The organism is Streptomyces sp. ISL-43 (assembly GCF_018614195.1).
In the GTDB taxonomy this organism is placed as follows: Bacteria; Actinomycetota; Actinomycetes; order Streptomycetales; family Streptomycetaceae; genus Streptomyces.
Window position 1 is genome coordinate 31,526 of record NZ_JAGGOT010000075.1, and the last position, 17,467, is coordinate 48,992.

The window sequence follows — 17,467 nt, forward strand, 5'->3', positions numbered from 1 at the left end:
TCCTGCGGAGACGTTCGTACGGAAACGTTTATGCGGTCCCCGGACCCGGCCCCTATGCTGCCGCGGTGACCACACCCCCCGGCAGACCCGCGCGCCGCCCCTTCCGCGAGTGGGCCTCTCTGATCGCACTCGTCGTGATCGGCCTGCTCGTCATCACCAGCTTGTCCTTCGTGGGGTGGAAGCACTGGCAGCGCAACCACACGGGCGACTTCAGCGCCGAGCCCCACTCCTGTGAGCTGGTGACCCCGCAGACCATCCACCGGCTGGTACCTACCTCCCACGGCGGCCGCGACGGCAAGGGCTCGTGCAGCTGGTCCGCCCCGCGCGAGGAGGGCCCGAAACGGACCGGGGTCTTCCTGCAGGCCTTCGTCGTCACCGAGGACCTCGCCGTCGAGGAGCTCCACGAGGACCGCGACAACACCCTGGGCTGGGAGAAGGCCCCACCGGCGGACGTCACCGGCATCGGCGACGAGGCGTTCATCCGCTTCCGCACGGCCGATCCCGAACGCCCCGCCGTCGCCCAGGTCTGCTTCCGGCTGAGCAACATGGTCGTCAACATCACCTACACCCGTGCCGACAGCGACCGCGAGGCCGCCCGCGCCGGGGCCGTCGACGCGGCGCGCGAGGCGGCCGACCACCTCAGGGCCTCCGTGCGCTGATGCCCGATCGGGCCGGGCCGGCGGGGCGGGCCGGGCGATCGCAGGCGGCCGAGGGGGCAGGCGGGTCAGTCGCCGAGGCCCGCGCCGGCGCTCACGCGCGGTCGATGAAGACGCTCGTCGACTTCACCCGTGCCGTCGCCCGCGCGCCCACCTCCAGGCCCAGTTCCTCCACGGCTTCGCGGGTCAGCAGCGACACGATGCGGTGCGGACCGGCCTGGATCTCCACCTGCGCGTCGACCGTGCCCAGTTTCACGCCGGTCACGATGCCGGGGAAGGCGTTGCGTGCCGAGGTGTAGGGAGCCTCCTCGCCCTCGGCGCCCTCCTGCGCGACTTCCACGCAGAAGGCGGCCAGGTCCGGCCCGTCCACCATCCGCCGCGTGCCCTCCCGGCGTGTCGGGAACCGGTCCGCGTCGGCCCACCGCCGGGCCGTGTCGACGCTGACGCCGAGCAGCCGCGCCGCCTGGCCGATCGTGTAGGACTCCATGACCGCAGCCTATGTCCTGGTCCCGGCGATTCCGCGGGCCGGCAGGGCGGACAGCGCGGCGGCGGCGCCTCGCTTGCCGCGTTCGAGGGCCGCACCCGCCGCGCGCGCCGGCTCGGCGGCCCGGCTGCTCGGCAGCCCGGCGACTCGGCGACTCGGCGGCCCGGCGGCTAGCGCAGCGCGGTCGCCGCCGCCCCCGCGACCGCCTCCGCCACCATCGACAGTGCCGGCGAGTCCAGCTTCCACTGCTGCCAGTACAGCGGTACGTCCAAGCTCCGCCCGGGCGCGATCAGCACCAGTTTCCCGGCCTCCAGCAGTGGCTCGGCCTGCGCCTGCGGCACCATCGCCCAGCCCAGCCCGGCGACCGCCGCGTCACAGAACCCCTCCGACGTGGGCACGTAGTGACGTACCTGCGAAGCCCCGGCGCCGGCGTCCCCGGTCACGATCCGGACGAAGCCGTCCTGGATCAGGTCCCGCCGGTCGAAGACGACGACCGGCGCCTGCCGCAAGTCCCGGTCCACCGTGCCCCGCAGATGCCGGGCGGCGAACTCCGGGCTCGCCACCGGCAGGTACCGCGCGAGTCCGAGCCGCCGTACCGTGCACCCCGCCACGGGTTCCGGCTGCGAGGTCACCGCCGCCATCACGCGCCCGTCCCGCAGCAACGCGGTCGCGTGCCCCTCGTCCTCGCGGTGCAGTTCGAAACAGACCGGCGGATCCTGCGGCACCCCCGTCAGCGCGGGCAGGAACCACGTGGCCAGCGAGTCCGCGTTGACCGCGATCGGCAACCGCACCGGCCCCAGGCCCTGCGCCATGCCGAGCTCGGCCCGGGCGTCGCGCTCCAGCCGGACGAGCTGGCGCGCGAAGCGGACGACGACCTCCCCCGACTCGGTCGCCCGTACCGGTTTGGTGCGCATCAGCAGCACCCGTCCGGTCCGCTGCTCCAGTGCCTTGACGCGCTGGCTGACGGCGGACGGGGTCACGTGCAGGGCGGCCGCCGCCGCGTCGAAGGTGCCCTCGTCGATCACCGCGAGCAGCGTCCGTACCTGGTCCACAGGCAACTCGTCCATCACAGTCACTAATGCTACGTAAGAATCTTTAGCTGTACTACTCACCCCGCCGCTGCCTACCGTCGAAGGCATGACACACGGCATCATCCCGGCGGCCCTCGCGGGCTTCGGCACCGGACTTTCCCTCATCGTCGCCATCGGCGCCCAGAACGCCTTCGTCCTGCGCCAGGGCGTACGCCGCCACTCGGTCCTCGCCGTGGTCGCCATCTGCGCCCTCTCGGACGCGGCCCTCATCGCCCTCGGCGTGGCGGGCGTCGGCGCGTTCGTCACGGCCTGGCCGCCCGCTCTCACCGTGGTCGGACTCGTCGGCGGCGCCTTCCTGATCTGCTACGGAGTCCTCGCCGCCCGCCGGGTGCTGCGCCCCACCCCCGGCGCCGCACTCACCGCCGGGGCCGGCGGTACGGGCGCGGGCTCGGGCCCCGGCTCCGGCTCCGCCGCCGGCCGCCGCGCCGTGCTGACCTGCCTGGCCATGACCTGGCTCAACCCGCACGTGTACCTCGACACCGTGCTGCTGCTCGGCTCGCTCGCCGCCGACCGGGGCGACCTGCGCTGGGCGTTCGGCACCGGGGCCTGCCTGGCGAGCCTGACCTGGTTCGGCTCACTCGGCTACGGCGCCCGGCTGCTCAGCGGCCTGCTCGCCCGGCCCTCGGCCTGGCGGGTGCTGGACGGGCTCGTCGCCGCGACCATGGTCACGATGGGCGGCCTGCTCCTCGCCCGGGCCTGACGGCCGCGCCGCCACCGGCCGCGAAGTCCGCCGGGGTGGCCCGCCGCAGCCGCCGCAGCCAGGCCCCGGGAAGTACGGGTGCCGGCACCGTCAGCACCGGGCAGACCGCGCGCCCGCGCAGCCCGCGCCCCACCCGGCCTCCGTAACCGCGGCGCGGCCGGCCCCCGATGACGAGCAGGTCGTCGGAGCGGCCCGCGACCGCGCGCAGGGTCCGGCCGGGGTCACCCCGGAGCACGAGCCGCCGTACGGCCGGCACGCCCGCCGGATCCCCGCCGAAGGCCTCCCCGAAAGCCCGGTCGAGGGTCTCCGCGGCCTCGGCCTCCCACAACGCGGCCCATGCCTTGTCGGGGAACCGGGCGAACAAACCTTCCCCCTCGGGCGGCGACCAGACCACCACGGCCACCAATTCCCGGCCACCGAGCCGGGCCTCGCGGGCGCCCGCGCGCAAGGCGGCGAGGCTGCCGAGCGAGCCGCTCACGCCGACCACGACGCGGCTCATCGCCCGGGCTCCCGCACGAACCTGACCAGGCCGTGGACCCATTCGCGCCGTACGGGAAGGGCCGGCAGCGCGGCGCGGGCCCGCTGCTCGTGGCGCTGCTGGAGGGCGCGCTCGGCACGGTCACCGAGGGGGGTGGAGTCACTGGACACGGTGGTCCTCCTTCCGCCAGACACCAGACACCAGACACCAGACCAATTTCCGGTGCCGGTCTCCAGTCTCGAACCCGATTGGCCTGCCACGGAGAGCCAATCCGGCATATCTGGCCTGCCACCCCTCCTCCAGGTCCACCCCATGGACACTCCCCGAGCGGGTACGGATCACCGTGCGATACCCAGACCCCGCACATCCCGCACATCCCGCACATCCCGCACGTCCCGCACGTCCCGTAGACCCGCACCCCCAGGAGCCTTTCCGTGCCGGATCAATCCCCCTACACCGACTCGGTCCGCGCCTATTACGCCGCCCAGCCCGCCCCCCTCGTGGCCGCCACCGGGATCGTGCTGGACTCGCGCGGGCGGGTCCTCGTACTGACCACCTCGTACAAGACGGACCTGGAGCTGCCGGGCGGGAACGTGGAGGACACCGAGACCCCGGAGGACGGGCTGGCCCGCGAACTCAAGGAGGAGCTGGACCTGAGCGTGCCGGTGGGGCGGCTGCTCGCCGTGGACTCCCGGCCGCCGGGGCCGCTGGGCCGCTCCCTCGTCGTCCACGTCCACCTCGTCGGCCCGCTGACGCCGGGCGAGGCCGCCGCGATCTCCTTCCCGGACGGCGAGGTCACCGAGGCCCGCTGGCTCACCCCGGACGAGGCCCACGAGGCCCTGCCCGCCCGGATCGCGCCCCGGCTGCGCGCCGCCCTGGCCGCCCTGTACACCGGTTCCCTCGCGCACTTGATCGGCGGTGTCCCCCAGCCCGGCTCCCCCGCCGGCCTCGACCCGGCGCGCCGGGCGGAACTGGAACACTCCGGCGCCTTCGACCCCGCCGGCCACCGGGCCGCCCGCCCCAAGGCCCTCACGGCGGCGAGCGTGCTGTTCACCGACACCGGGGGCGGCGTGCTCCTGGTGCAGCCCGCGTACGGGAACCCGGACCACTGGCACCTGCCGGGCGGCGGCATCGACAGCGATCTCGGCGAGATCCCGCGTACCGCCGCACGGCGCGAGGTGCTCGAGGAACTCGGCCTGGACCTCGCCCCGGGCCGCCTGCTCGCCGTCAACTGGTCCCACCGGCCCGGCTATCCGGCCCGCGTCCGCTTCCTCTACGACGGCGGCACCCTCGACGCCGCCACCCTTGACCGGATCCACCTGCCCAGGACGGAACTCCTGCAGTGGCGGGCGGTGCGCCCGGCCGAGCTCCCCCGGTTCGTCAAACCCGCCCTGCGCCGCCAGATCGAGGCGAGCCTGACGGCCCGCACCACGGCCACCGGCCCCCTGGAACTCCACGCGGGCCGCCCGGTCCCGACCACCTGACCGTCGCCGGCCGGGGCGGGCGGGAACGGACCGTCCTCACCCATCCGGGTTCACGGCGAGCACGAGCAGATCCTCCGCGACGGCTCTGGTCTCCTCGTCCTCGTCCCTCAGCGCCAGATCCCGCAGTACGGCGGCGGTCCGCGCACCGGACGGCCATCCCAGAGCGAGCATGTGGACAACTCTGCGCCGTACCTCGGGATCCGGCTCCGCCACGGCCCGGGCGGCTGCCAAGGCCTCTCCCTCTTCGTCACCGGCCCGCACCACCCACCAGCGCAGTGCCGAGAACCTGACCTCCGGCCGCGGGTCTTCCTCCGCGCGGCCGCGATGGCGCCGGCCTGGGAAAGCGGGGAGGGGGAAGCCGTGGACGAGATCGCCGGATGGGTGTGGGGGGCCAACGTCCGACCCTTCCTGGAGCTTCTCTCCGGCTATGTCGGATACGACTTCGACGGCACCGACTGGGACACCGTGGAGCTCGCGGTCGACGAGACCGATGACGAGCGTGCCGATGGCTGGTACTCCTACCCCCTGGTCGGCAGCGGCCAAGCGGTCGAAGTCCGGCTGGCGCGAGCCGTCGGCGGCGAAGAGGTCATGGTGTCCGTGGCCGGAGTCGCGAACAGCGAACTGCGCGTCAGGACGGAAACCCTGCTGTCCGCCTTCGCGTCGAGCTGACCCGCGGGCTTCGCGCGCGGCCCGTAAGCCCCAAGCCCGCCACCTCGGCCACCGGGTAGCGGTGCATCGCGTTCCGCTTGGCCCGCAGCGCGGGACCAGAGTCGTCTGCGCCACACCGCATCTCCGACTTTGGCGCGAGAACGACCGGATCCATCTCCCCATTGGCTCGTTCTGCACTTGCTCCGCGAAGCGTCACCACTTCACCCGGGCCCTCCGCACACGAATCACGGACTGAGGTCACGAAACGGCAAAGGGACATTGCCTCCCAACTAGCCGCACTACCGGGCCAATCGGTGTACTGGAACACAGTGGATCATCGAATTACCGTGGGGTAGTGTCCAGATCGCAAACGTCCGGAGGCACTTTTTTTGCAGGGGGGAAGGAATGCGGCAGCTATTTTCCATAACCCGCATGATTCCGTCCGCAAGAATCCCGAAGTCACCTTCGAGAGCACCTCAGGCGATTTGCTTCGAGCTCGACTGACAACAAAGAGACTGCGAAACGCCGCATCCTTACGGCGTTCCAGGCGATCTTCTTTCGTCGACTTTCTGCACCTGGAGAGGGTCGCATGAATTTTTCCCATCAAACCTATCGGGACCAATTCGTCGCGGCATGCCTGACCGGCCTGCCCGACACCGCAGAGAACTGGTTCCGCCGCCTGGACGACGTCGTGAACGGTGTGGTCGTCGCCGAAGCCGTCGAGGCCGACACCACCGGTGAGCCGCCCCTGCGGTCGCTCACCGCGCTCGGGGACCTCGGGGCACTGGGGGTCCAGGTCCCCGTGGAGTACGGGGGCCTCGGTCTCGGTGACGGCGCCGCCTGTCTCGTGGTCGAACGGGTCGCGCAGGCCTGCGCCTCCACCGCCGCCATCCTGATGTTCCACTATCAGGTCGTGCGCAGGACCCTCGCCTTCGGCGCGGACCCCTGGCGTGACGACGATCTGCGCGGCTTCGCCACCGGATCGCTGATCGGCGCGAGCGCCTGGACCGAGAAGGCGACGACCAAGAACAAGGAGAACCTCCAGACCCGACTGCGGTCCCACGGCTCCCGGTTGATCCTCGACGGCGAGAAGACCTTCTGCACCGGACTGTCCGCGGCCGGCGTGGTGCACGTCCTCGCGGAGACCGAGCTGGACGGCGGCCGGCAAGGCGCCACCTTCGTCCGGGTCGACCCCAAGGACCCCGGCGTCAGGATCTCCGCCGCCTACCCGCTGCTCGGCCTGCGGGCGTCCGGCACCGCCTCGGTGGAACTGCACGGGGTCGAGCTCGCGCGGACCGACCTCGTCGGCGAACCGGGCAGCGGCCGCAGGCTGATGGGCCACAACCACGAGGTCTGCCTCAACCCGGGGCTGCTCGCCCTGGGCGCGGCGGCCGGGGCGTTCGAGGACGCCTGCCTCATGGTCACCGGACGCATGCCGGACACGCAGCCCCGTACCGGCGCCGAACAGGTGCGCGCGTCGCTCGCCGACACCCTGGTGCGCGTCGAGACGAGCTACGCCTACGCGGCGCTCGCCGTGGCGGGCTGCGGGGAAGGCGCCTCCCCCGTGGTCTCCAGCAAGTTCAAGCTGCAGGCCTCCGCGGCCGCGGAGGAGATCACCGGGGAGCTGCTGCACACCGTCGGCTCGCGGGGCTTCCTGGGCTCCTTCCCGCTGGAGCGCCGGCTCAGGGACGCGCGGGCCACCGCGCTGATGGGCCCGTCCAACTCCCTGATCCGCGACCGCATCACCGACCACCTGCTCACCACCGACACTCTGCCGGAGGCGGACCATGACCAGCGCTGACCAGCACCGACGGCACCGGAAACCGGCCCCGATCGGCGCGGGCTACCTGCACCACTGCGTTCCGGCCCACCAGAAGTACTTCGAGCGGCTGTTGGAGATCGGCGCGCGCGTCGACATGGTCGAGTACCTGGCGGCGCACTTCGCCTCCGACCCCGGCTTCCTCGGCGAGATCAACGCCGGTACGGCGGGCCTCCCGTCGACGCTGCACAGCTACGAGTACATGCTCGGATCGGTGGAATCGGCGCTGGCGGAGACGATCGGGCGGCTGCAGCAGATGGCAGACGTGTCCAACTGCCTGTGGATCGGCGAGCACGTCGGCATGGTCGGCACGCGGGACACGTACGCGGGAACGTTCATGCAGCCGATGGGCACCGATGAGCAGACGCAGGTGTTCATCGACAACCTGCGGGCGGCGAACGAGGAGTCCCCCTACCCGCTGATCATCGAGAACCAGCCCATGCTGTTCAACCAGATCGGCCCGCGAACGGTGTGCCAGCAGGTCGCCGACATCGCGGAGGGCGCGGACGCCGGCATTCTGCTCAGCCTCTCCAATCTCGTGATCTCGGACGATTACCACGCCGTCGACTGGGACAGCGAACTGGCGCACATTCCGCTGGACCGCGTCTGGCAGGTACACATACCGATCCCCAACGAGAAGGAACTCAAGGAACCGGAATACTCCCGGTTCCGGGAGAACGAGAAGTGGCATTTCTCGACCCTGGAGAACCTTTTCAAGGAGAAGGACTTCCAGCCCGCGGTCGTCATTCTCGAAGTCGAGGCCAGCGGCACCCCTTCCCGTCCGGAACCCGAGCGCACCAAGGAGCGCCTCGACTGGGTCCGGGACCTGATGGGATCCCGTCTGCAAACAGAGGAGGCGGCTCGATGAGTCTGGCCGGACTGCAGCAGCTGTTGACCCGCTCGGTGCGCGACACCGAGTACCGCCGCGCCGTCACGCGGCCGGAAGGTCTGGACCGGGCGGCCGCCGAACTCGGCCTGACCGATGAGGAGAAGGCGCAGTTCGCGGCCATCCAGCCCGACTACCTCGAAGGCGTCGCCACCCTCGTCATCAAGCAGCGGATCGTCCGACGGGAGGCGGAGTTCGCGCTCTTCCTCAACGCCCTGTTCCGCTACACGCCCCGGGGCCGCTTCTTCGAGGCGTACCACCAGACGGTGTCCGTCGGCCAGTTCGGCCGGATGGAAGAGGTCCGGCGCTTTTGCGACTTCGCCTTCGACTACATCGTCGACAGGTCGCTCCCGGAGCACCTGGTGGACATCCTGCGGTTCTGCAGCTACGTCTGCGAGCTCGCGGAGACGCCGAAGGAGTTTCCGCGGGGGCCGGAGGGTCCGCTGCGCAGCAGCAGCAGCACGCTGGTGCTGCGCAAGCCCTACTCCGTCGTCGAGTTCCGCTACGACATGCTGCGGCTGGCGAAGGAGGACGACGACTACGGCGTCGACCCGCGGCCTCGGCCGACCACGCTGCTGCTCCAGCGGGACTGGCGCCAGCCCAAGCGCTCCCGGGCCTTCGACCTGAGCGAGCACCCGCTCCTCGCGGAGCTGACCAGGGGCCCCCGCACGGTGCTGGACGCCGGCGGGCTGCTGCCCCGGCTCTCCCACGGGTTCGTCAAGGAACTCGTGGAGAGCCTGCACGACCGCCAGATCGTGCACCTGATGCTTCCCGCCGAGCTCGTGGGGTACAGCCTCGCGAGCCCGGCGGGGGAACCGGAAGAATCATGACTATGAGGAGTATGCGATGAGCACCATCGGTTCAGAGTTCGGCTTCGGCCCGAGCACCGTCGTCGCCAAGAACAAGGCCAACTTCGCCGACGACGACTTCGGCCCCAGCACCGTCGTCGCCAAGAACAAGGCCAACTTCGCCGACGACGACTTCGGCCCCAGCACCGTCGTCGCCAAGAACAAGGCCAACTTCGCCGACGACGACTTCGAGATGCTCCTGACGTCGGAACTGGCCGCCGCGTAGTTCCCGGTCAGCCGTCGGCACCCACACCAGTAGGGCCGCGGCCGGCACATTCGGCCGGCCCGGGGGGCGCCCCCCGGGCCGGCCGACCCTCACCTTTCCCGCAACCGCGACACACCCCGCCGTGCAGCGCAGCGGCGCACCTGGAGCCAGCGTGACCTCGCCTTCCGTCCCCCATCGCAGCATCGCCAGGCTCTGGACAGCGAGCGCGCTGTCCTCCGGATCGACCTGGGTCATGCAGATCAGCCTGTTCATCCAGGTGCTCCGTGACTCCTCCCCCGCCGCGCTCGCGGCGGTGGAGCTCATCGGCACCGTGCCCGCGCTGGCCTTCATGATGGTGGCCGGAACCCTCGCCGACCGGTTCGACGTACGTCGCCTCGCCATCGGCTCCATGGCCGCGCAGGCGGTCTGCGTCCTGGGCATGGTGCTCTTCCTGGACAACGGGATCTGGATCACCGCCGCGTTCTACGGCCTCCAGGGCCTGAGCAACACCCTCTGGCCGCCGGCCAGGCAGCAGTGGCTGTACGGGGTGGTGCCGCCGGAGGGCAGGCCCACCGCCAACGCCAGGCTCGGTTCCGTCTCGGGAACGATGACGGTCGTCGGCGCCTCGCTCGGTGGCGTGCTGTCCAGCTGGAGCCCGACCGGCGCCATGGCCGTCGCCGGCGCCCTGCAGGTGCTGGCGGTCGTACCGCTGCTCCTGCAGGCCAAGGAGCCCCTCGCGTACGCGGAGCCCGTCCGCGAGGCCGTCACCCCGGAGCCCCTGCGCAAGGAGCTGACCGCCGGACTGCGCGTGCTGCGCGACCTGCCGCTGGCGCGCTCCGTCGTCTGGATCGGCATCGCCTGGGGCTGCATAGGCGGGGCGTACGACATCCTGCTCGCCGCCTACGCCACCGGCTACCTCGACGGCAACGGCACCGTCCTGGGCGCGCTGTACGTCATGGACGGCGTGGCCGTGATCCTCGGCACCGTCCTGGCCGCCCGGATCGCGTTGCGCCACCACCTGTCCGCCTACGCCGCGGCCTACATATTCCAGGGGCTCGCCTGGGGGTCCTTCTTCCTCGTGGGGCACGCGGTCGTCGCCATCGCGCTGCTGGGCGTGATGCGGCTGGCCAGCGGCATCATCATCGCGCTGGACACCACCGTCCTCCTGGCCACCGTGCCCGCCTCCGTGCGCGGGCGGGTCTCCAGCGTGCACATGACCACCTACAGCGCGATGGCCCGCATCTCGCTCGCGCTCTTCGGCGGCCTGCTCGTCGTGTCCGACGTACGCACCGTCGGTTTCTGCACCGGCGTCGCCTCGGTGGTGCTCGGCGGCATCTGGTGGTGGCGCCGGGACCGCGAGGCCGAGCGCCTCTACCCGGCAGCCGTGGCCGAGGAGCAGGAACCCGCCACCGCCTGACCCTCGCCACCGCCCGGCATCCCAGCACCGGCCGGCCCCCGCCACCGCCGGCAACGGCGTCCCGCTCCGGCACCCACGCGTCCGACCGCACCCGACCGCACGACCACACCTGACCGGGTCCGGCCGCACCCGCGCCGTGCCGTGCACACCCATGTCCATTTCCAGCCCTGGGAGGGGTAGTGACCACCCGCACCGACACCGTCCTGCGGCTCCTGGCGGAGCGAGCCAGCTGCCGTGACTTCACCGACGAGCAGCTCGAGGACTCACTCGTCGACGAGGTGCTGAGCGCCGCCGTCCGCGCGCCCACCGCCTTCAACTTCCAGCCGTACTCCTTCGTCGTCGTCCGCGACCCCGAGGTGCGCGCCGCCCTGTCCCGGATCGCCGGCGGCCAGCGCCACGTCGTCGGCGCTCCAGTGTTCGTCGTCCTCTGCGCGGACATCGGCCGCATCGAGGAGCTGTGCGAACTGCCGGGACAGCAGCTGGTCTCCGGCGAACACCCGGACGCGCTGCTCAGCTCGGTCATCGACACCTCCCTCGCGGGGATGTGCGCGACGCTGGCGGCGGAGTCCCTCGGTCTGGGGACGGTGATGGTGGGCGGCATCCGCAACAACCCCTCCGCCACCGCCGAGCTGCTCGGCATGCCGCCCGGCGTGTTCCCGGTGTTCGGCCTGTGCCTGGGCCGGCCGGCGACCGGCCCCGCGGCCCCGCGGCCGCGGCTGCGCACCGAGCTGGTCGTGCACCGGGACCGCTACGACGCCCGGTCGGGCGCGCTGCCGCCCCGGCCCGCGGCAACGGGGCTGATCAGCCCCGCCGGTGAGGTCACCGCCGACGACCGGGTGGAGTGGCAGGCCCAGATCGACAAGGGCAGGCGCAGCCTGGGCCGCCTGCGGGCCCCGGCCTGGCGGTCGCCTGCCGCGGACCCCGTTCCGGCGGCGTGATGACGGGCCATCTCGCCGTCGCGCACGGCAGTCCGAGCAGGACGCTGGTGCTGCCGGCCGAGGACTTCGCCGACGGCGCCCGGGACCCCGAGCGGCTGCTCGCCGAGCTCGGCCTGGTACGGGAGGACCTGCTGCGGGCCGGGCTCGGGGAGATCACCAAGATCGCTCTGATCGGTCCCTCGTCACGCCCCGGCCACCAGCTGGACTACCGCTTCGTACAGATCCTGCCGGGGGCCGAACCGGGCTTCGAACTCCGCGGCAGCTGCGGCCACTCCATCCTCGCCGCCTGCTCGGTGGCGGGCCGGTCCGGGGCGCTCCCGCCGCTCCGCGCCGGGCAGCGGATCCGGGTGAACGTCCTCAACAACGGTGACAGCGTGGAGTGCTCGGTGGAGGAGACCGGCACCGACCGGGAGCGCCTCAGCGCGTCCTTCCTGCTCAGTCCGGCCATCCCGCTGCGCGACCTGCTGCTGTTCGGCTCCCCGGTGACCGAACTGCCCTTCCGCGGCGGGACCGTCGAGGTGACGGGTGCCTCCATGGGGAACCCGTACGTCTTCGTCCGCGCGGCCGATTTCGGGGTGCGCGGGGCCGACGAGCTGTTCGCCGCCGACGAGGCCCTGTTCGCGGCGCTCTCCGAGGTCAGGCGCACCGCGCAGGCAGCGCTCGGCTGGGCCGGCGGGGTCTTCCCGAAGATCGCCGCCCTGCTGCCGCTGGCGCCCGGGCGGCTGGCCGTGCGGGCCATCTCGGTGCCGTCCTGGCATCCCACGCTGGCCCTGACCGGCGCGGTCTGCCTGGCTGCCGCGGCCCGTGTCCCCGGCTCCCTGCCCCATCGACTGGCCGGCGGGGACGGCGTAGACGGCGGGGAGCCGCTGCACGTCCGCACGCCGGGACGCTGGGCGTCGGTGACCGCCCGTACCGCACCCGTCGCGACCGCGGCACCCATCGCCGGTGCCACCGGTGCCACCGGTGCCGAGCCGGCCCTGACCGAGGTCGGCGTCCGGGGCACGACCGTCAGCTACCTCGGGCCCCTGCGGTTCGTCGCGGCGGCGGCGTCCGGCCTCTGAGCGAGCAACGAGAAATGACGACCGGTCCCACGGATCAGCAAGGAGAAGAGCCAATGTCAGACGCCACGTCGCAGGCCACGTCGGACGCCACGGAACGCACGGCGGACCTGCTCGATGCCATCGGGCGCGAGGAGCTGCTGGCCCAGATCGACGAGAGCAGGCCGCGGATCTGGCGCGGCCTCGCGACCTCGCCCGCGCTGTTCGGCTGGGACGACCTCAACAACCTGCTGTCCCGCCATCCGTTGGAGCCCTCCCGCCTGACACTGGCCAAGGACCGCGGGACCATCCCGCACGAGACCTACACCACCCAGCGGGCCAGTTCCCAGAACCTCAGGAACGTCGTGCCCGAGGCGCTCCACGAGCAGCTCGCCGGGGGCGCCACCCTCGTGCTGAACTCGGTCGACGAACTGCACGAGGACACCGAGCGCACGGCCGCCGACCTGGAGCGCATGCTGCACTCGACCGTACTGACCAACCTGTACGGGAGCTGGACCGAAACCCAGGGCTTCGGGCTGCACTTCGACGACCAGGAGGTCATCGTCGTCCAGCTGTCGGGGCGCAAGCGGTGGCGCTACTACCCTCCGACGCGCACCGCCGCGCTGCTGCACGACGTGGTGCGCCCGCCGCGTCCCACCAGTGAGCCCTACGCCGACGTCGTGCTGGAGGAGGGCGACGTACTGTACCTCCCCCGCGGCTGGTGGCACGGCGCGTCGGCGAGCGAGGGCACTCCTTCGCTGCACCTGACGTACTCCGTCATCCCCACGACCGGCGTCGACTTCTTCCGGTGGTTCATCCGCTCGCTGCCCGCCGAGGAGTGCTTCCGGGTCGACCTGCCGCTGCGCGGCACGGCGGCGGACAAGGACGCCCACGTGCGGCGGATGAAGGACGTCCTGTCGGAGATGCTCGCCCGGCCCGGCCTCACGGACCGCTTCCTCGACTCGCTCGCCTCGCGCGACAACCGCCGGATCTACACCAACCTGCCCGCCGCGGTCACCGCGCCGCCGGCCTCCGCCCCGGCCGTCCCGGCCGCCGAGCCCGTCGGGCTGCCCGCCGCGGTGCGGCTTTCGTACGCGCGGGGCCGGATCGTCGAGGGCGGCACCGACGAGCGGCCGGTGTTCACCGCGGCCGGATACCGGTGGGAGGTCGGCAAGGCCCGCCGTGTCGCCCTGGAGACCTTGTGGGACGGGGCTTGGCACACCGTGGAGGAGGTCCGCGAGGCCGTTTCGGAGGAGTCCTGGCCGCGCGTCGAACTCTTCCTCGCGGACCTGCTCCACCGGGGCCTGGTCACCGGTACGTCCCGCCAGGCGCCCGCCGCGCACTGACGGACGGCCCCGGACCACCCGGCCCCGCCGGTCCCCCGAACGAGTCGCAGGCCGTGCCGGATCGATCCGGCACGGCCTGCGAACCCGGCTCTCACCGTGCGGCGGCGTTCCCGCGTTCTCGGCCGCGCCGGACGTCGAAGGCGAAGAACCTCTTGACCGCCCCGCCCAGTCCGTCCAGGCCGGAGAAGCCGCGTCGGGCCATTTCGACATCCGGTGACGTGCCCCGCCGTTGCCAATGGCGCAGGAAGAGCTTCGCGCACATCGCCGGCGGCGGGACCACGAGCCTGGGCCGGGTCTCCTCCGCGGCCTCGTCCGCGCGGGCGACGACGTCGCACCACCCGTCCCAGCGCTCGGATTCCCGCAGCCGGGCCAGGACCGCCGGCCGCCAGTCGACCGACTGCCATACCGGCCACACACGCACCATGAGGACCCGGATCCGGTCGGCGGCGGTGAGCTGCTCCAGCTCCGGCTCCGTGAACCAGCGGGCGAAGGCGTCCGGCAGCGGCGAGCGGTCGTCGAGCCCGAGCTTGGCCTGCGCGTACGCCTCGATCGTCATGCCCCTGGCGCCGGCGAGGTCTTCCAGCAGCCCGGTCAGCACGTCCTCGTGCAGCGCGGGGTAGTCCTCGTCGAACAGCCGCGCCGCGTCCAGGACGTCGAGGTCCGACATCCACTGGCCGGGAGAGTACTCGCGCCGGGTCCGGCGGACCAGGGACTGGGTGCGGCTGATCCCGGTGAAGGGCACACCGCTCGTGCCGGAACCGGGCGCCACGGCGCCGCGGCTCGCGACCGCACCGAGCGCCGACATGGCGTCGAGCCGCTTGATGTCCCAGACGCCCGAGCCGATCATCTCCTCCAACGTCCGCAGGGCGTCGTGGTCTTGATCGTCCAGCGCCCGCTCGATGTCCTTCCAGCCCCGGTGGGTGAAGGGCAGAGCCGCGGCCGCCGCCACGATCCGCTGCCCGGCCTCCGCCGGAACGAGCTCCGTCTCGGCTCCTTCCTTGCAGCCGTAGCGGAGGTTCACCAGCGCCACGGTCTGCGCCGGGTACCCCATCTCGGCCGGACCGTGCAGAACGCCCACCTCGTCGTCCCCGTCGATCTCGCCCGAGGCGTACATCTCGTAGACGGCGCCGAGGCCCCGCATGCCGCACGGGACCAGTTCCGCGGCGCGCAGCGCGCCCATGCTCGCGGCGCCGACGACGTCCGCGCCTTCGGTGAGCACCTGGAGGATCTCCTTGTGGCCGACGGACCGACGTTCCCGGAAGTATCCGTCGATGACGACGACGACGTCTCCCGGACTCCATCGCTCCGCCAGCAGATCGCCCCGGCCCGCGGGCGGGCGTACTTCCGCCTCGGGGAGCACGGCGCGGACATCGGCCGCGGATATCGTCGGGCCCGCGTAGACAACGACCCTGGACTCGCTCACTACAGCACCTCCGGACACACGCGACTCCCCGGCGCCACGACCTTGACGACCGGTACCCCGATCTCCTCCCGCGTCAGGTCGACGACGAGGGGCGGGTTGGAAAAGGCGGCGGCCGCCTGGCGGACCACGTACTCGAGATCGCCGAGCAGGCTGTCGTGCCGGGCGGGCTCCGCGACCAGGTCCCTGATGTCGGCTCCCGAGCCGGACGGCGCGCTCCCCAGCCGGCCGACGTCCACGGGGCCGAAGTCGTCCCGGAGGTCGTCCCTCGCCCCCGATATGTACGCGAGCCTGGCCTGAGCCGCTTCGGAGACGGCGCGGGTGAGTGCGATGTCGGGGCTGAGATGACATCCGAACCCGAACATCGGAGCCGGGTACTCATGGCTGGCGACCCAGGCCAGGAAGCACGGCAGACCGGTGGGTGACGGCACGAAGCGGACCTCGAGGGTGACGTCCGCCCGCTCGATCAGGGCGCACAGCTCCGCGGCCTCCGGCGACCCCGAGGTCCGCGGGTCGACGCGTACGCCCATCTCTCCGCCCGCGGCGACCGCCGCGGTCATGGCGTCCCGCTCGATGACTTCGCAGAGCGCGTGGAGCGCGGCTTCCACCCGGGTGTTCCCGCTGGCCAGACCGTTCGTCGACTCGAAGAACACCGGCGGGTTCCAGTCGGTGTGCTCCTCCAGCGTCAGCCGGACGACGTTCACGGGGACGTACGTCCGCGCGCCGTCGGCCAGCGACCTGGCCGCCACCCAGTCCAACGGCAGCCTGTCGTGCAGCAGGCTCGGTACGCAGGGCGCCAGGGCGGAGACCTCGTAGCCCAGTTCCACGCCGATGTCGCGGGGAGCGGCCGTCAGGGCGGGCGGCGCCGGTTGTTCCACGTGCCAGGTCTCCACCGACTCCATCACCGCCGACAGCTTCGCCAGTTCGGCCGTCATCCCCTTGCCCTGGGAGACGGCTAGTGTCCTGGACAACGGCCGGATGGCCTGGAAGGTCGGGATGCCGATGCTGTCGAGCCGGGTGATGTCGGCGACCCGGGTGACGCCGACCTTGGCCGCCGCGCGGGTCGCCATCTCCCATGTCTCCGAAGGCGGTTGGGCCCTGTTCGTCCCCGGCAGGCAGAGCACGGAGCGATCTTGCCGAGAGGCGAGCCAGGACAGGGGCGAGTCTTCGTTCCGCACTGTGAGGGACTCCCTGCGGGTCAGAGGTTCCGGGTACGCCGCAACAGCGCGCGGCCCGCGACGAAGTTGGCGACGAGGGCGACGGCGGCCAGCACCGCCAGGGAGGGCCACGCCTTCTCCAGGCCGAAGATCGCGGCGTCGCGCATCCCGGTGACCGCGTACGACACCGGGTTCACCGTCGAGATCCACTGCAGCACGGTGGGGAGCTGCTGCGCCGTCGACAGGGACGGCGCGGCGAAGACGAGGACGGGCACCGACACGCTGGTGAGCACCATGAAGGTGCGGTAGTCGGTGATGAGGACCGCCGCGGCGAGGTAGATCCCGTTGAACGCGACGGACGAGAGCACCAGCGCCAGCAGCAGCCAGATCCAGTGGGCCGCTTGGAACGGGTAGTCGAAGATGAGCGCGGCGACGACCAGGGCCAGCAGACTCTGGGCCAGTACGAGGGTGACTCCGGCCAGCAGCTTGCCGGCCAGGAAGCGCGATCGGCGCAGCGGCCAGCTCCACAGCTGGGTCGAGACGCCGCTCATCTCCTCCTGGAACATCGCCATGCCCGTCGTCCCCGACGCGCTGACGACCGACATCGCCAGCACCATGGGGAGGAGGAAGACCGAGAACGGAAGCGTTTCGCCCCGGTAGGTGATGTCGCCGACGACGTTGCCGAGCGAGGTGTTCACCAGCAACAGGTAGACGAGCATGGGCGTCAGGCCGAGGATGAGGTTGACCCTGTTGCGGGCGAGGAGCGCGTACTCGCGGTAGAAGACGGCGGTGAAGTCGGCCGGTTTCCCCGTCGCGACGGGTGCGGTGGTCTTGAATCCCAGGTCGGCCACGG

At 71.9% G+C, this 17,467-nt stretch carries 20 protein-coding genes; 12 read left to right on the forward strand and 8 right to left on the reverse strand.

Translation table 11 applies throughout. The features are described from left to right. Positions 1 to 65 precede the first annotated feature (65 nt). Positions 66 to 659, forward strand: a complete 594-nt coding sequence (locus J7F03_RS35390; RefSeq protein ID WP_214956855.1) for a hypothetical protein — start codon at positions 66 to 68, stop codon at positions 657 to 659. A gap of 91 nt (positions 660 to 750) precedes the next feature. Here the strand turns inward: J7F03_RS35390 and J7F03_RS35395 are convergent, their stop codons facing one another. Together J7F03_RS35395 and J7F03_RS35400 are read right to left on the reverse strand one after the other, a co-directional pair. After that, positions 751 to 1,143, reverse strand: a complete 393-nt coding sequence (locus J7F03_RS35395) for a molybdopterin-binding protein (protein WP_214956857.1) — start codon at positions 1,141 to 1,143, stop codon at positions 751 to 753. Between the two features lie 167 nt (positions 1,144 to 1,310). Further along, the gene (locus J7F03_RS35400) at positions 1,311 to 2,207 is read right to left on the reverse strand and encodes a LysR family transcriptional regulator ArgP (RefSeq protein WP_214956860.1); all 897 of its coding nucleotides are present in this window, start codon (positions 2,205 to 2,207) and stop codon (positions 1,311 to 1,313) included. A 70-nt stretch (positions 2,208 to 2,277) separates the two neighbouring features. Here J7F03_RS35400 and J7F03_RS35405 point away from each other — a divergent pair, with 70 nt between their 5' ends. Beyond that, positions 2,278 to 2,931, forward strand: a complete 654-nt coding sequence (locus J7F03_RS35405) for a LysE/ArgO family amino acid transporter (RefSeq protein ID WP_214956861.1) — start codon at positions 2,278 to 2,280, stop codon at positions 2,929 to 2,931. Here the strand turns inward: J7F03_RS35405 and J7F03_RS35410 are convergent. Continuing rightward, positions 2,897 to 3,430 carry a universal stress protein gene (locus tag J7F03_RS35410; RefSeq protein WP_251072980.1) on the reverse strand — a complete coding sequence of 178 codons (534 nt, stop codon included), beginning with the start codon at positions 3,428 to 3,430 and terminating at the stop codon, positions 2,897 to 2,899. The genes J7F03_RS35405 and J7F03_RS35410 overlap by 35 nt on opposite strands. Continuing rightward, entirely contained in the window at positions 3,427 to 3,579 is a 153-nt protein-coding gene (locus J7F03_RS35415; RefSeq protein ID WP_214956863.1) for a hypothetical protein, read from the reverse strand. The genes J7F03_RS35410 and J7F03_RS35415 overlap by 4 nt, the downstream gene beginning before the upstream one ends. A 264-nt stretch (positions 3,580 to 3,843) precedes the next feature. Here J7F03_RS35415 and J7F03_RS42455 point away from each other — a divergent pair, with 264 nt between their 5' ends. Then, positions 3,844 to 4,893, forward strand: a complete 1,050-nt coding sequence (locus J7F03_RS42455; RefSeq protein WP_214956864.1) for an NUDIX hydrolase — start codon at positions 3,844 to 3,846, stop codon at positions 4,891 to 4,893. Positions 4,894 to 4,929: 36 nt separating this feature from the next. Here the strand turns inward: J7F03_RS42455 and J7F03_RS41605 are convergent, their stop codons facing one another. After that, positions 4,930 to 5,322 (reverse strand): HEAT repeat domain-containing protein, encoded by a 393-nt coding sequence (locus J7F03_RS41605; RefSeq protein WP_214956932.1) that lies wholly within the window; start codon positions 5,320 to 5,322, stop codon positions 4,930 to 4,932. On the opposite strand from J7F03_RS41605, the gene J7F03_RS35430 reads away from it, so the two are divergent. The 9 genes from J7F03_RS35430 to J7F03_RS35470 all read left to right on the forward strand — a co-directional run bounded on the left by J7F03_RS35430 (position 5,254) and on the right by J7F03_RS35470 (position 14,037). Further along, the gene (locus J7F03_RS35430; protein ID WP_214956865.1) at positions 5,254 to 5,562 is read left to right on the forward strand and encodes a hypothetical protein; all 309 of its coding nucleotides are present in this window, start codon (positions 5,254 to 5,256) and stop codon (positions 5,560 to 5,562) included. The genes J7F03_RS41605 and J7F03_RS35430 overlap by 69 nt on opposite strands. Positions 5,563 to 6,130: 568 nt before the next feature. Then, positions 6,131 to 7,342 carry an acyl-CoA dehydrogenase family protein gene (locus J7F03_RS35435; protein ID WP_214956867.1) on the forward strand — a complete coding sequence of 404 codons (1,212 nt, stop codon included), beginning with the start codon at positions 6,131 to 6,133 and terminating at the stop codon, positions 7,340 to 7,342. Next, positions 7,329 to 8,228, forward strand: coding sequence for a DUF692 family multinuclear iron-containing protein (locus tag J7F03_RS35440; RefSeq protein WP_214956869.1), 900 nt, complete (start codon positions 7,329 to 7,331; stop codon positions 8,226 to 8,228). Before J7F03_RS35435 ends, J7F03_RS35440 begins: the two co-directional genes overlap by 14 nt. Continuing rightward, complete coding sequence (locus J7F03_RS35445; RefSeq protein WP_214956870.1) at positions 8,225 to 9,076, forward strand: hypothetical protein; 852 nt, start codon at positions 8,225 to 8,227, stop codon at positions 9,074 to 9,076. The genes J7F03_RS35440 and J7F03_RS35445 overlap by 4 nt, the downstream gene beginning before the upstream one ends. Positions 9,077 to 9,092: 16 nt before the next feature. Next, the gene (locus J7F03_RS35450; RefSeq protein WP_214956871.1) at positions 9,093 to 9,320 is read left to right on the forward strand and encodes a hypothetical protein; all 228 of its coding nucleotides are present in this window, start codon (positions 9,093 to 9,095) and stop codon (positions 9,318 to 9,320) included. Positions 9,321 to 9,471: 151 nt separating this feature from the next. Next, positions 9,472 to 10,716, forward strand: coding sequence for an MFS transporter (locus tag J7F03_RS35455; RefSeq protein WP_214956872.1), 1,245 nt, complete (start codon positions 9,472 to 9,474; stop codon positions 10,714 to 10,716). A gap of 179 nt (positions 10,717 to 10,895) precedes the next feature. Further along, positions 10,896 to 11,654 (forward strand): nitroreductase family protein, encoded by a 759-nt coding sequence (locus J7F03_RS35460; protein ID WP_214956873.1) that lies wholly within the window; start codon positions 10,896 to 10,898, stop codon positions 11,652 to 11,654. Continuing rightward, positions 11,654 to 12,715, forward strand: coding sequence for a PrpF domain-containing protein (locus J7F03_RS35465; protein ID WP_214956874.1), 1,062 nt, complete (start codon positions 11,654 to 11,656; stop codon positions 12,713 to 12,715). The genes J7F03_RS35460 and J7F03_RS35465 overlap by 1 nt, the downstream gene beginning before the upstream one ends. 53 nt (positions 12,716 to 12,768) lie before the next feature. Continuing rightward, positions 12,769 to 14,037: a cupin domain-containing protein gene (locus J7F03_RS35470; RefSeq protein ID WP_214956876.1), complete on the forward strand. Its 1,269-nt coding sequence runs from the start codon at positions 12,769 to 12,771 to the stop codon at positions 14,035 to 14,037. A 91-nt stretch (positions 14,038 to 14,128) separates the two neighbouring features. Here J7F03_RS35470 and J7F03_RS35475 read toward each other — a convergent pair whose 3' ends face one another. The 3 genes from J7F03_RS35475 to J7F03_RS35485 are packed head-to-tail and all read right to left on the reverse strand — an operon-like array spanning position 14,129 to position 17,465. Further along, positions 14,129 to 15,460 carry a TfuA-like protein gene (locus tag J7F03_RS35475; RefSeq protein WP_214956878.1) on the reverse strand — a complete coding sequence of 444 codons (1,332 nt, stop codon included), beginning with the start codon at positions 15,458 to 15,460 and terminating at the stop codon, positions 14,129 to 14,131. Continuing rightward, the gene (locus J7F03_RS35480) at positions 15,460 to 16,746 is read right to left on the reverse strand and encodes a YcaO-like family protein (protein WP_308380096.1); all 1,287 of its coding nucleotides are present in this window, start codon (positions 16,744 to 16,746) and stop codon (positions 15,460 to 15,462) included. The genes J7F03_RS35475 and J7F03_RS35480 overlap by 1 nt, the downstream gene beginning before the upstream one ends. Then, positions 16,656 to 17,465 (reverse strand): ABC transporter permease, encoded by an 810-nt coding sequence (locus J7F03_RS35485; protein ID WP_214956882.1) that lies wholly within the window; start codon positions 17,463 to 17,465, stop codon positions 16,656 to 16,658. Before J7F03_RS35485 ends, J7F03_RS35480 begins: the two co-directional genes overlap by 91 nt. Positions 17,466 to 17,467: the final 2 nt, after the last annotated feature.

Bases quoted from the DNA above. Each gene is read 5' to 3' on its own strand.
- J7F03_RS35395 (WP_214956857.1), bottom strand. From the start codon at position 1,143: ATGGAGTCCTACACGATCGGCCAGGCGGCGCGGCTGCTCGGCGTCAGC.
- J7F03_RS35400 (WP_214956860.1), bottom strand. From the start codon at position 2,207: ATGGACGAGTTGCCTGTGGACCAGGTACGGACGCTGCTCGCGGTGATC.
- J7F03_RS35405 (WP_214956861.1), top strand. From the start codon at position 2,278: ATGACACACGGCATCATCCCGGCGGCCCTCGCGGGCTTCGGCACCGGA.
- J7F03_RS35410 (WP_251072980.1), bottom strand. From the start codon at position 3,430: ATGAGCCGCGTCGTGGTCGGCGTGAGCGGCTCGCTCGGCAGCCTCGCC.
- J7F03_RS35435 (WP_214956867.1), top strand. From the start codon at position 6,131: ATGAATTTTTCCCATCAAACCTATCGGGACCAATTCGTCGCGGCATGC.
- J7F03_RS35440 (WP_214956869.1), top strand. From the start codon at position 7,329: ATGACCAGCGCTGACCAGCACCGACGGCACCGGAAACCGGCCCCGATC.
- J7F03_RS35445 (WP_214956870.1), top strand. From the start codon at position 8,225: ATGAGTCTGGCCGGACTGCAGCAGCTGTTGACCCGCTCGGTGCGCGAC.
- J7F03_RS35450 (WP_214956871.1), top strand. From the start codon at position 9,093: ATGAGCACCATCGGTTCAGAGTTCGGCTTCGGCCCGAGCACCGTCGTC.
- J7F03_RS35465 (WP_214956874.1), top strand. From the start codon at position 11,654: ATGACGGGCCATCTCGCCGTCGCGCACGGCAGTCCGAGCAGGACGCTG.
- J7F03_RS35470 (WP_214956876.1), top strand. From the start codon at position 12,769: ATGTCAGACGCCACGTCGCAGGCCACGTCGGACGCCACGGAACGCACG.